The sequence below is a fragment of the Pseudoalteromonas sp. SCSIO 43101 genome, assembly GCF_023650775.1.
Classification (GTDB): Bacteria; Pseudomonadota; Gammaproteobacteria; order Enterobacterales; family Alteromonadaceae; genus Pseudoalteromonas; species Pseudoalteromonas apostichopi.
The window spans coordinates 2185787-2197311 of the sequence record NZ_CP072673.1 but is presented as its reverse complement, the minus strand read 5'-3'; the positions used below and the strand labels follow the sequence as shown (position 1 = coordinate 2197311).

Sequence of the window (11525 nt, the reverse complement as noted above, 5' to 3'; positions counted from 1 at the left end):
GAATTAAATATGGCACGTAAACAACGTTTTCGTGAAGAAGAAGAAGCAGCGGTTGACATGACGCCAATGCTTGACATCGTATTTATCATGCTTATTTTCTTTATCGTAACTACATCGTTCGTTAAAGAGGCTGGTATCGAAGTCAATAAACCTAAAGCAGCTGCAGCTACGAAGCAAAAAAATGCAAACATTTTTGTTGCTATCCGTGCTGACGGTGCGATCTGGATTGATAAACAACAAGTAGACGTTGAGCGTGTATCAGCTAAACTTGAAAGTTTATTAGCAGAACAACCTACTGAAGTTGTGATTTTGCAAGCTGATAAAGAAGCAAAACACGGCGTAGTGGTTAAAGTTATGGACCAGATCAAAGCGACGGGTGATAACCTTAAAATTTCAATAGCTGGAGATCAGTAATGATTCGTTTTCTGTTTTCACTGATTGCAGGTGGGGCAGTTACTTTCGGCTTGTTCTACTTCATGGCGTACCTCATCTCCGGTGGAGCTGATCGTGCGACTGAACAAAAAGAACAGATCGTAGTCGAAATTATGACGAATCCGCCTGAATCTAAGGTGCAGGAGAGGAAGCGTGTTCCGCCTCCGCCTCCGCCACCGCCAAAGCAGCCGCCTAAGCCGCAGCCGCCTCAGCCGGAAAACAGCAACCCGAACACTGGTGGTTTGTCATTTAATATGCCAAGCATCGATGTGGGTAGCACAGCTGGTGGCCTAAGTGGTCCAGGTGCATTTGGACGTGATGGTGATGCGACACCTATCGTTCGTATTGAACCAAAATACCCTACGCAAGCAGCGCGTGATGGTAAAGAAGGTTGGGTACAACTTTCATTCACTATCAATGAAGTTGGTGGTGTAGAAGATGTTGAAGTGATCGACGCCGATCCAAAACGTATCTTCGACCGCGAAGCTAAACGTGCGCTACGTAAGTGGAAGTACCGTCCGAAAATCATCGATGGTAAACCACAGAAGCAATTTGGTCTTCAAGTACAATTAGACTTTAAACTTAACCAAGGCAACTAAGGAGGCGAGTAATGAGAAATTTATCTAAAGTAACTGCACTTGCGCTTCTTATGTCTCTATCAGGTGTAGCTTTCACTGCACCTGCTTTAGCAGCGCCAGATTACGCGAAGATTGAAGCGCGTAAAAAAGCAAAAACTAAAGTTATGGGCGAGCGCGTTGGTAAGAAAGTTATTAAAGCGTTTGACTTGTACAATGAAGATAAGCTTGATGAAGCGATTGCACTACTTAAAGAAATCGATCCTTCGGATGACTTCGATAAGGCAACAGTTGATCGTTACTTAGGTCAGATGTACGCTCAAAAAGAGCAGTACCAATTGGCTATTAAGCACATCTCAGCGGCAGTTAAGCCTGACGTTTTAAACTTTGCTGACCAAGAGCAAGGCCTAAAACTTCTAGGTGATATGTACGCGGGTACTGAGCAATATGCAAAAGCGAAAGAAGCTTATGCAGCTTGGATGGACTTCACAGGTGAGGAAGACGACAAAGTTTATACACGTATTGCGCAAGCAAACTACGAGTTAAAACTTTACAAAGACGTTCTTCCTGCTGCAGACAAAGCAATTGAATTGGCAAAAGAACCTGCAAAAGCTTCTTACCAATTAAAGCTAGCTGCCTATTTTGAACTTAAACAGTACAAAAACATGGTAGAAGTAGCTGAAGAGATTGTTCGTGTTTGGCCTGAAGACAAAAAAGCCTGGGTTGGTTTAGGTAAATACTACCTACAAACCGAAGACTTCAAAAAAGGTCTAGCGACCATGGAAGTTGCCTACAAAAATGGCTATTTTGAAAACGAAGTTGAATACAAAGTACTTTCTAACTTCTATTCGTTAAATGATATTCCTTACAAAGCAGCAGTCGTGCTTGAAAAGGCAATCAACGAAGAAAAAGTTAAGCGTAACAAGCAAAATATCAGCGCAGTGGCATCTAATTACCACCGTTCTAAAGATATTGAAAAAGCAGCTAAATACTATGAAGAAGCGGCTAAATTTGATGACGATGCAGAGCTTTACCGCAAAGCAGGTTCATTACTTTTACAATCGCAAAATTATAGTGCAGCCGTTGTTCGTTTGAACAAGGCATTAGAGTTAGGTTCTGATAAAAAAGGAACTATCTACTCTGATTTAGCTGAAGCTTACTACTACCAAGAGAAGTACAAGCAAGCTTACAACGCTATCACTAAGGCAATGGATGATCCGCGCACGCGTCGTTTCGCGAAGAGCTGGTCAGCCTTCATCAAAGATAAAGCCGCTCGTAACGGTGTAAAAATCTAATTGATGTTGTTTTAAATTAAAAAGCCCCTCTGGGGCTTTTTTTATGGAATTTTAAAATGCTAAGACAGATCGTATTATTACTTGTCGCAAGTGTGATGCTGATAGCTTGCTCTGAGCAATCTTCAGGTTTCAAGACTTTTAGGGAAGGGCAGCAAGCGCTGCAAAGAATTAATAATTTATTATCTAATCAAGAACTGCAAACTGAAGCTACTAGCTGGCCTTTCTCTGAAAGTTATTTGCAAGCACGTCACCAAGCTTATCAAAAGCTAAAAGCGACGTCTTTAGATGAGTCACAACAGGCGCAATTAAATTATTTAATTATTGCCGAGCGTTATCCTGAACGTTATTTTGTCTGGCCTGTACAACGTGATGTTATTAGTCAAGCTCGTTCACAGGATAACTATTCAGCAAATGCACTAGCTAATTGGTTAGAGTTAGTTGAAATGCAGTTAATTGCTGCTGAACAAAGCAACCTTAAATTAAATAAAATTGAGTTAACGTTATTGCATAACATGGTTAAATCGCATCTGGATAACAGCGATGACAGTGTCCAAGCAGCGCTTTATAAACTCAATCAATACTTAACTCAATATAAACCTCGTACAAAGCTTGGTTTAGTTGGTTTAGCGAACGGTAAAGACTGGTACCAAAGTAAACTTAATTACTTCAGTGGTGAGACTAAGTCTCCTTTAAACTGGCTTAGTGAGGTCCAAAGTTCACTTAAGCAGTTACAAAGAGCAGATTTTGTATTACCTGTATCAGATTCTCATGTTAACCCATTAGTGATGACTTATTTTGTGGAAAATCATCAGCACAGTGGTCTTGATTGGCAGCTTGATTATATAGACCCGCTAAAAAGTAAACGTAAGTTAACGCAAGGCGAGCAATACTTCTGGCAAGTTATGATGGAAACCGACTTAGGTATTCATTATCACACTTGGAGTGAACAGCAAGCACGTGTCAATTTAATGAAGCGTTTAGGCGTAGATCAGCTGCAAGCGGATTGGTTAATTGAGGATATTATACTTTATCCTGCAATGAGTTTTATTTTTATAAATTAGTACAGCATTGCGCTCTATGGAGCGCAACGCCGACAACGTTGGCTTGCAGGATCTGCAAGTAAACGTTCGTCATCGATTTTTTCTTCGCAATCACAGCAATAGCCATACTGCCCGATATCAATTTGGCAAAGTGCTGCTTCCAACTTTTCTATCCGAGCAATCAATATTTGATATTCAGAGCCAAGGTTATTTGCTGTCAGCTCTAACCAATCCGAAGGAGGGTTATCTTTGAGTTGCGATAGTAGTTGCTGATGATAGCTTTGTTCAGAATTAGCCAGCATATCAAGTAAACGTTGTCTGACCTGCGCAAGTTCCGCAGATAACTTTGTTTGAATTTCAGTATTGTTCATCGCGTTTCTTCCAAGTGGGCAATACTAGTATTATCAAACAAAATCCGTTTGCTAATTATGATTTGTATCAATACTCGGCGCTTTGGCATACTTTCTTAGCACATCAGCTACTTCATCTTTGGCTTTTAAGCGACGTATCTCATCAAAAAGTACGCTTGCTTGTGGGTATTGGCGTTTTAAATAACCGAGCCATTGCTTAGTTCGAGAAGCAAAGTACTTTTCACATTTACTTTCGTCTTGGTGCATTGATGAATGAATAATGTGGTATATCACATGCTCCCATAACATAGGAGTATAATGTTCGTTTTGTGCATGTGACTTTATTTGTTTTGCTAAATCAGGCATTGCTAGTGCGCCACGACCAAGCATTAAGTCTTGGCAATGGCTTCTTTTTTGGCAAAGTATAGCATCTTTAACTTGCCAAATTTCACCGTTAGCAACTACTGAAATATTCTTGTTTTTGATTAATGGGGGGATTTTTTCCCAGTAAGCAGGAGGGTTATAACCATCTCGTTTAGTTCTGGCATGAATAGCAAGGCTTGAAGCGCCTGCGCTTACAACAGCATCAACAATTTCTTGGCTATTACTATCATCATCAAAGCCAAGTCTGATTTTAGCACTCACCTCATGGCGTGGGTCGACAGCATCACGTACGGCTTTGATTATCTCGTACATATGCTCAGGGTCTTTTAAAAGTACCGCACCACCTTTACTTTTATTTACCGTTTTAGCAGGGCAACCAAAGTTTAAGTCGATTCCATGTGAGCCTAGGCGTATTGCTTTAACTGCATTTTCAGCTAAAGCATTGGCAACTTGACCCAGTAATTGAATACGTACAGGTGTACCTGCACGGGTATAGCCACCGGTTTTTAGCTCAGGACAATAGCGATGAAACACGCGCTCGGGTAGCGTGTCTTCGACGACACGAACAAACTCTGTAACGCATAAATCAAATCCACCTAAATCAGTTAGGAGTTGTCGCATTTTAAAATCTACAACACCTTCCATCGGTGCTAAAACTAGTCGCATGATACCTGTTTACTTATCAAAAATTAGGACGCGTATTCTAGCTGTTCTAGATTGTTTTATAAATCGTAATTTGCTTTCTGAGCACTTTCAGAAAATAATTAGAAAAAATTGAAAGATATTTGTAGTTCACAGGTCTTGTTTAATAACCCTTTATAAAAAAGAGAGTCATCGAATGAACACAGTTAAGAAAAATTCAATTGCATTAACATTAGGTGCGGTTGTAGTAGGTGCGTCAAGTTTTGCAGTAACTGATGCGAACGCGAATCCATTTGAATTTCAGCAAATGCAAGCAGGGTATCAGTTAGACGCGGCTGAAGGTAAGTGTGGAGAAGGCAAGTGTGGCGGCGATAAAAAAGCGGCTAAAGAAGGTAAGTGCGGCGAAGGTAAATGTGGCGCAGACAAAAAAGCGGCTAAAGAAGGTAAGTGCGGCGAAGGTAAATGCGGTGCAGCTAAAAAAGCAGCTAAAGAAGGTAAGTGCGGCGAAGGTAAATGTGGCGCAGACAAAAAAGCAGCAAAAGAAGGCAAGTGCGGCGAAGGTAAATGTGGCGCAGACAAAAAAGCAGCTAAAGAAGGTAAGTGTGGCGAAGGTAAATGCGGTGCAGCTAAAAAAGCAGCTAAAGAAGGTAAGTGCGGCGAAGGCAAATGTGGCGCAGACAAAAAGAAAGCTAAAGAAGGTAAGTGTGGTGAAGGTAAATGTGGTTCTAACCACTAAGCGCTCACTTAGCTTTTGAAAGGGCCGTAAAGGCCCTTTTTAGTAGGAGGTAGTATGTTAAAAGAATCAGTAGCTGATTTTGGGCAGATTGGGCTAGGTTTGCGCCGAGAAATGCTTGATGAAATGCTTATCGATGTTCCTAAACCCATTGAGTTTTTAGAAGTTGCACCAGAAAACTGGCTAAAGCTTGGGGGTCGATTTGGTAAGCAATTTAAGCAGCTAACCGAGCAACATGCCTTTGTATGTCACGGTTTGTCGTTATCGATTGGGTCACCTTCAGCACTTGATATTGAGTTTGTGCAATCGCTTAAAACTTTCTTCAAAGAGCATAATGTTCGTCTGTTTAGTGAGCACTTAAGTTACTGCTCGGGAGAAGGGCACATGTACGACTTAATGCCAATTCCGTTTACTGAAGATGCTATTAAGCATGTTGCCTCTCGAATTAGGCAAGTTCAAGATATTCTTGAGCAGCCTATTGCAATTGAAAATGTCTCTTATTATGGCGCGCCCGGTCAACAAATGACGGAACTTGAATTTACTAATGCGGTTTTAGAAGAGGCGGATTGTAAATTACTGCTCGATGTTAATAATATTTACGTCAATTCGATTAATCATGGTTATGATGCAGGGAAATTCTTAGCAGCATTACCAACTAATCGCATTGCCTATGGGCATGTTGCTGGTCATTACACTGAGGCTGAGGATTTACTCGTTGATACTCATGGTGCGCCAGTGATCGATCCCGTTTGGCAATTGCTCGAAAAAGCCTATGAAATTCATGGGGTATTTCCCACCTTATTAGAGCGTGATTTTAATATTCCTCATATGAGTGAATTATTAACAGAGCTGAGAACCATTGGAGCGTTGCAAGAGGCTGCTGCTCATCGAAATCAAGCAACGGTGAAACACAGTGCCTAATCATTTTACGCAAGTACAGCAAGAGTTTATGGCGCATATTCGCGACCCAGAAAATAATAAGAAGCCAGCCGATGTTGAAGAGCGTCGCATGGCGATTTACCGCGATTTATTTTTTAATAATGTGGATGGTTTTGTCAGCTCTGCGTACCCAGTGCTAAAAAGTTTATATACTGAGCAAGCTTGGCAGAGACTCATTAGGCATTTCTTTAGTATGCATGACTGTAAATCACCTTACTTTTTAGATATAGCAGGGGAGTTTTTGACTTTTCTTGCAAATGACTATGAAATGCAAAGTGATGATCCTGCTTTTATGTTCGAACTGGCGCATTATGAATGGGTTGAGCTTGATGTGTCGGTTGCTCAAGAGGTGGCACAAGAAGTGAAATTATCAGCTCATAAAGTGACAAGCTCCCCATTATATTTAAGTTCGTTTGCTCGCAATTTAAGTTATAGCTTCCCAGTTCATACTATCAGTGTGGATAATCAACCAAGTGAGCCGACAGCACAAGCAAGTTACTTCGTGGTTTATCGTGATAGTGATGATGAAGTACAGTTTTTATCAACAAATGCGATGACCGCATTACTGCTTAATATTATTGAATCTAAGCCTGGTGCAGATTTAAATGATGTATGCCAAGCAGTTGCAGAGCATGCTCCTCAATTTAGCCAAGAGCAGCTGTATCAAGGGGCCCTCAATACCTTAAGCGCTATGGCAGAGCGCGGTGTTGTGGTTACTAATACATAGGTTTAAAAATCGGCTAAAGCTCTTTATTGATGAGGGCTGTTCGACTATTATGTGCACCTTATTTTGTCGTGCTTAAATAAAGGTAGTAACTATGTCGAATGATAAAGACTTTAAAGATCCGTTCAATGCAACTTATTTCATTGCGTTTTTAGCTGTATTCGGTGGCATTGGCTGCCTTAACGCTATTCTTGGTTGGATCACTTCTTTATCTTAATCTGCGCAAGCAAATTTAAGACACTAGGCTGCACCATGCAGCCTTTTTTGTTGTAGTTAAGTGATTAATTTCGAAACTTGCTACCGACTTTCCACTAAGGTGATGTTATACTCTCGAGCTTTGTTAGATAAACTTTTTGAGCAGTATAATTATGACTCAAGCAACTTCAACGCTCATCAAACAGAGCATTGCAACGATCGCTGATTACCCTAAGCCGGGCATTATGTTCCGCGACGTAACAACATTAATGGCTAATGCTGACGCATTTAAAGCAACTATCGACAGCTTTATCGCAGCATACAAAGACCAAGGTTTTACAAAAATCATCGGTACTGAATCTCGTGGTTTTATCTTTGGTGCACCACTTTCATACGCACTAGGTATTCCATTCATTCCAGTTCGTAAACCAGGTAAACTTCCTCGCGAAGTGATTTCACAAAGCTACCAATTAGAGTATGGTGAAGATATTCTTGAGCTTCATACAGACGCAATTGTACCTGGTGATAAAGTGTTACTAGTAGATGACTTACTTGCTACAGGTGGCACAATCGAAGCAACTGCAAAATTAGTTGCTAAACTAGGCGGTAACGCAACTGATGCGGCATTTGTTGTTTCTTTACCAGAGCTTGGTGGTGAGCAACGTGTTGCTGAGATGGGCATCAAAATCTTAAAGTTGGTTGAATTCGAAGGCGAATAATTAATGAGTTATCAGGTTCTAGCAAGGAAATGGCGACCACAAACCTTTCACGAGTTAGTGGGGCAGTCTCATGTTAAACAAGCATTAGTGAATGCATTAACACAAAATAGACTCCATCATGCTTATCTCTTTACTGGAACCCGTGGGGTGGGTAAAACAACCATCGCACGTATATTCGCAAAAAGCCTCAACTGCGATAAGGGTATCTCTGCAGAGCCATGTGGCCAATGTTCAAGTTGTACTGACATTGAAGCAGGTCGTTATATTGATTTATTAGAAATCGATGCGGCATCGCGTACCAAAGTAGAAGATACCCGCGAAATCCTTGATAACGTTCAGTACGCACCAACACGTGGTCGTTACAAGGTATACCTAATCGATGAAGTTCACATGCTGTCAAAGCATAGTTTCAATGCATTACTAAAAACATTGGAAGAGCCTCCAGAGCATGTGAAATTTTTATTAGCGACAACTGATCCGCAAAAACTGCCCGTGACGATTTTATCGCGTTGCCTACAGTTTAATCTTAATGCTTTGTCGCAATCAGAAATTCATGATCAGCTTGCCCATGTTCTTAATCAAGAACAGCTAAGTTTTGATGATAAATCATTGTCTATTTTAGCTAAGGCCGCTGATGGTAGTATGCGTGATGCACTGAGCCTTACAGACCAAGCAATTGCGCAAACCAACGGCAGTATAAATCATCAGGCAGTACAAACCATGCTTGGCTTGATGGATACTCAATATAGCCAAACCATGTTAGCGGCGCTACTGTGCCAAGATGGCGATGCACTACTTCAAGAAGTAAAAGCGGTCGTAAGTCGAAACCCTAACTTTGTAGCCTTGCTCGACGATTTAATCGCCCTGACGCACCTTATTCAGCTTGTGCAACTCGTGCCTAGTGCAGCGGCACTTGATGATACTAACCGTGATTTTATTGAGCAAGTAGCGCAAACCACTGATGCACAGCAGATGCAGGTTTACTACCAATTGCTATTAAATGGTAAAAAAGATTTGCAGTGGGCACCCGATGCTAAACTAGGTTTTGAAATGATTATGTTGCGTTTGTTGGCATTCCAACCTACGCAATTTGCACAAAGCCAAACACCAACGAATACCCAGCAGCAGGTTAAGCCAAGTGGTGCCGGTGCACTGCGTGATATTTTGAAAAAATCAACGGCGCAACGTGAACAAGCAGTATCAGAGCAAGCACTTTTAGCACAAAGCTCTGCACAGACAACTGCTGTTCCTTCAGAGCCTCAGCAAATTCAAGCTGAATCTGTTCAAGCAGCTAAAGCAGAAACAGCGCATAGCCAAGAGCCTGACCAGCAAGTTGAAGCAACAGCGGTAGTACAGCCTGGTGTTGAACAACAGCCTCAGCAATCTGTTGAAACTGCAATGACCGCTGAAGTTGAACCAGCGCCACAGCATCAAGAGCAAAGCTACTCAGAGCAAGTACCTGCAGCTGAATACTCTCCACAGGAGTATTCTTCGCAAGATTATATAGACGATCATGATGCACAAATGGACTCATCACTTGCTGCGCAATACGATGATGTGATGAATAGCGCCTATGATCAGGGCTTTACTGCAAATGAAGGACTTCAGCAACAGCAAACTGCACCAGTGCAATTACAACAGCAGCAAAGTCAGGCGCAGTCGGCCATTGCTCGTATTTTACAAGACCGCAATATCTCAGGTGCTGGGCGTTTAAGTGGTGCTGCAACGCAAACGAATGCTAAAGCAGAACAACAACCTGAAGCGAAGCCCAAAGCAGAGCCGCCAGCGCAACAAAGCACAGCCACGACCAATATTCAGTCTCAGCAGCAAGCAATGGCTGCTGAAGTAAAAAAGCCCATCCCCCAGCAAACGGGGGAGAGCAGTAATAAAGTAAAAAAAGTCGACTTTAGAGAAAAGCATCAAACAATTACTGAAAACTTAGCGCCTGAGCTGCTTGAGCAGATCAACCCGCAAAAAGTGCCAGAGCCAGTAGTAGAAGAAGCCAGTATTCCGGTCCCTGATGATTTTGAAAGTCCGATCAGCAGTATTAAATTTGCACACGAACAAGATGAATGGGCGTATTTAATAAAGCGCATGGGGCTCGGCGGACGGATGCGCCAATTTGCACTGCATTCAATTTTTACCAAGCAGAATAACCAACTGCACATTGAGGTTGACTCGTCACAGCGCCATTTAGACAGCGCAGTGCTAAGACAAAAGCTCAATGCTGCATTAAGTGAAATTTACGGCCATAAATTAGAGCTTAGTATCGAGTTTGCTGATGGCGTAATTGATTCACCGTATTTGATTCAACAAAAAATTGATGCAGGACGTCATCAACAGGCTATTGATGTAATAAATAGCGACGAAAACATAGTGCAATTTCAACAGTTATTTAGCGCTATAATCGATGAAAACAGTATTCAGGCATTGTAATTCGTTACAATAGCCCTTATCTTCATGCCAATTAAAGTAGTTTAGAAAGAGAGACAGTTATGTTTAAAGGTGGAATGGGTAACATGATGAAGCAAGCGCAGCAAATGCAAGAGCGCATGCAAAAAGCCCAAGAAGAAATCGCAAACCTTGAAGTAGTAGGTGAAGCAGGTGCAGGCCTAGTTAAAGTAACTATGCTTGGTAACCACAATGTACGTCGTGTTGAATTAGATGAAAGCCTAATGGAAGACGACAAAGACATGATCGAAGATTTACTAGCGGCAGCGTGTAACGATGCTGTACGTCGTGTTGCTGAAGAAACGCAAGAGCGCATGAGTAAAGTAACTGGCGGTATGCAATTACCACCAGGTATGAAAATGCCATTCTAAGTGATTTTGTATGCAACTATCTCCTAGTTTAACACAGCTAATTGAAGCGCTACGATGCCAGCCAGGCATAGGCCCTAAGTCGGCACAGCGCATTGCTTTTCATTTGCTTGAGCGTGACCGTCAAGGTGGTAAACAACTTGGCCATGCATTAACTAAAGCAATGGATGAAGTAGGGCATTGTCAATCTTGTCGTACTTTTACAGAGCAAGCTGTGTGTGATATTTGTTCTAGTGTTAAACGCCAAGATAGTGGTTTATTGTGTGTGGTTGAATCACCAACCGATGTACTTGCTATTGAGCAAACTGGTCAGTACCAAGGCCTTTACTTTGTTTTAATGGGTCATTTGTCGCCAATTGATGGCATAGGACCAAAAGAAATTGGCCTTGATATTCTTGAAAGCAAGTTGCAACAAGGTGGCATTAATGAGGTGATCCTAGCAACCAATCCAAGTGTTGAAGGTGAAACCACAGCCCACTATATTGCAGAGCTTTGTCATAAGTATCAGGTGAGTGCATCTCGGATAGCTCATGGTGTCCCTGTTGGTGGTGAGCTCGATTTACTCGATGGTATGACGCTTATGCACGCATTTAGCGGACGACGCGCCGTAAACCAAAACTAACACCGCAAATGGTATCAAAAGCCTGCTTGAAGCAGGCTTTTTTGTGTTTAACCCCT

The 11525-nt window shown here is 41.8% G+C and carries 14 protein-coding genes; 12 read left to right on the top strand and 2 right to left on the bottom strand.

The annotated features are described in order from the left end of the window. Positions 1 to 9 precede the first annotated feature (9 nt). Genes J8Z25_RS10155 through J8Z25_RS10140 form a run of 4 tightly spaced genes read left to right on the top strand, consistent with a single transcriptional unit; the run spans position 10 to position 3363 of the window. Positions 10 to 414 carry an ExbD/TolR family protein gene (locus J8Z25_RS10155; protein ID WP_054551557.1) on the top strand — a complete coding sequence of 135 codons (405 nt, stop codon included), beginning with the start codon at positions 10 to 12 and terminating at the stop codon, positions 412 to 414. Beyond that, a complete protein-coding gene (locus J8Z25_RS10150; protein ID WP_054551556.1) occupies positions 414 to 1031 on the top strand; it encodes an energy transducer TonB in 618 nt (205 codons plus the stop codon). The genes J8Z25_RS10155 and J8Z25_RS10150 overlap by 1 nt, the downstream gene beginning before the upstream one ends. Positions 1032 to 1042: 11 nt before the next feature. After that, positions 1043 to 2302 (top strand): tetratricopeptide repeat protein, encoded by a 1260-nt coding sequence (locus J8Z25_RS10145; protein ID WP_130051253.1) that lies wholly within the window; start codon positions 1043 to 1045, stop codon positions 2300 to 2302. Positions 2303 to 2358: 56 nt separating this feature from the next. Beyond that, positions 2359 to 3363, top strand: a complete 1005-nt coding sequence (locus J8Z25_RS10140; protein WP_250661005.1) for a hypothetical protein — start codon at positions 2359 to 2361, stop codon at positions 3361 to 3363. A gap of 14 nt (positions 3364 to 3377) precedes the next feature. Here the strand turns inward: J8Z25_RS10140 and J8Z25_RS10135 are convergent, their stop codons facing one another. Continuing rightward, positions 3378 to 3713 carry a TraR/DksA family transcriptional regulator gene (locus tag J8Z25_RS10135; RefSeq protein WP_130051255.1) on the bottom strand — a complete coding sequence of 112 codons (336 nt, stop codon included), beginning with the start codon at positions 3711 to 3713 and terminating at the stop codon, positions 3378 to 3380. A gap of 51 nt (positions 3714 to 3764) precedes the next feature. Then, positions 3765 to 4742 carry a tRNA-dihydrouridine synthase gene (locus tag J8Z25_RS10130; protein WP_130051256.1) on the bottom strand — a complete coding sequence of 326 codons (978 nt, stop codon included), beginning with the start codon at positions 4740 to 4742 and terminating at the stop codon, positions 3765 to 3767. Between the two features lie 172 nt (positions 4743 to 4914). On the opposite strand from J8Z25_RS10130, the gene J8Z25_RS10125 reads away from it, so the two are divergent. The 8 genes from J8Z25_RS10125 (at position 4915) to recR (ending at position 11469) form a co-directional block, all read left to right on the top strand. After that, positions 4915 to 5454, top strand: a complete 540-nt coding sequence (locus tag J8Z25_RS10125; protein ID WP_250661004.1) for an HvfA family oxazolone/thioamide-modified RiPP metallophore — start codon at positions 4915 to 4917, stop codon at positions 5452 to 5454. Between the two features lie 54 nt (positions 5455 to 5508). Next, positions 5509 to 6372 (top strand): HvfB family MNIO-type RiPP peptide maturase, encoded by an 864-nt coding sequence (locus tag J8Z25_RS10120; RefSeq protein ID WP_250661003.1) that lies wholly within the window; start codon positions 5509 to 5511, stop codon positions 6370 to 6372. Continuing rightward, entirely contained in the window at positions 6365 to 7117 is a 753-nt protein-coding gene (locus J8Z25_RS10115; protein ID WP_256854835.1) for an HvfC family RiPP maturation protein, read from the top strand. Before J8Z25_RS10120 ends, J8Z25_RS10115 begins: the two co-directional genes overlap by 8 nt. 91 nt (positions 7118 to 7208) lie before the next feature. Then, the gene (locus tag J8Z25_RS20800) at positions 7209 to 7331 is read left to right on the top strand and encodes a hypothetical protein (protein ID WP_254907726.1); all 123 of its coding nucleotides are present in this window, start codon (positions 7209 to 7211) and stop codon (positions 7329 to 7331) included. Between the two features lie 151 nt (positions 7332 to 7482). Beyond that, a complete protein-coding gene (gene apt, locus J8Z25_RS10110) occupies positions 7483 to 8028 on the top strand; it encodes an adenine phosphoribosyltransferase (protein WP_130051259.1) in 546 nt (181 codons plus the stop codon). Between the two features lie 3 nt (positions 8029 to 8031). Beyond that, complete coding sequence (gene dnaX / locus J8Z25_RS10105; protein WP_250661002.1) at positions 8032 to 10464, top strand: DNA polymerase III subunit gamma/tau; 2433 nt, start codon at positions 8032 to 8034, stop codon at positions 10462 to 10464. 59 nt (positions 10465 to 10523) lie between these two features. Next, positions 10524 to 10850 carry a YbaB/EbfC family nucleoid-associated protein gene (locus J8Z25_RS10100; RefSeq protein ID WP_036967566.1) on the top strand — a complete coding sequence of 109 codons (327 nt, stop codon included), beginning with the start codon at positions 10524 to 10526 and terminating at the stop codon, positions 10848 to 10850. 10 nt (positions 10851 to 10860) lie between these two features. Continuing rightward, positions 10861 to 11469 carry a recombination mediator RecR gene (gene recR / locus J8Z25_RS10095; protein WP_063705901.1) on the top strand — a complete coding sequence of 203 codons (609 nt, stop codon included), beginning with the start codon at positions 10861 to 10863 and terminating at the stop codon, positions 11467 to 11469. Positions 11470 to 11525: the final 56 nt, after the last annotated feature.

Bases quoted from the DNA above. Each gene is read 5' to 3' on its own strand.
- J8Z25_RS10155 (WP_054551557.1), top strand. From the start codon at position 10: ATGGCACGTAAACAACGTTTTCGTGAAGAAGAAGAAGCAGCGGTTGAC.
- J8Z25_RS10150 (WP_054551556.1), top strand. From the start codon at position 414: ATGATTCGTTTTCTGTTTTCACTGATTGCAGGTGGGGCAGTTACTTTC.
- J8Z25_RS10145 (WP_130051253.1), top strand. From the start codon at position 1,043: ATGAGAAATTTATCTAAAGTAACTGCACTTGCGCTTCTTATGTCTCTA.
- J8Z25_RS10140 (WP_250661005.1), top strand. From the start codon at position 2,359: ATGCTAAGACAGATCGTATTATTACTTGTCGCAAGTGTGATGCTGATA.
- J8Z25_RS10135 (WP_130051255.1), bottom strand. From the start codon at position 3,713: ATGAACAATACTGAAATTCAAACAAAGTTATCTGCGGAACTTGCGCAG.
- J8Z25_RS10130 (WP_130051256.1), bottom strand. From the start codon at position 4,742: ATGCGACTAGTTTTAGCACCGATGGAAGGTGTTGTAGATTTTAAAATG.
- J8Z25_RS10125 (WP_250661004.1), top strand. From the start codon at position 4,915: ATGAACACAGTTAAGAAAAATTCAATTGCATTAACATTAGGTGCGGTT.
- J8Z25_RS10120 (WP_250661003.1), top strand. From the start codon at position 5,509: ATGTTAAAAGAATCAGTAGCTGATTTTGGGCAGATTGGGCTAGGTTTG.
- J8Z25_RS20800 (WP_254907726.1), top strand. From the start codon at position 7,209: ATGTCGAATGATAAAGACTTTAAAGATCCGTTCAATGCAACTTATTTC.
- apt (WP_130051259.1), top strand. From the start codon at position 7,483: ATGACTCAAGCAACTTCAACGCTCATCAAACAGAGCATTGCAACGATC.
- dnaX (WP_250661002.1), top strand. From the start codon at position 8,032: ATGAGTTATCAGGTTCTAGCAAGGAAATGGCGACCACAAACCTTTCAC.
- J8Z25_RS10100 (WP_036967566.1), top strand. From the start codon at position 10,524: ATGTTTAAAGGTGGAATGGGTAACATGATGAAGCAAGCGCAGCAAATG.
- recR (WP_063705901.1), top strand. From the start codon at position 10,861: ATGCAACTATCTCCTAGTTTAACACAGCTAATTGAAGCGCTACGATGC.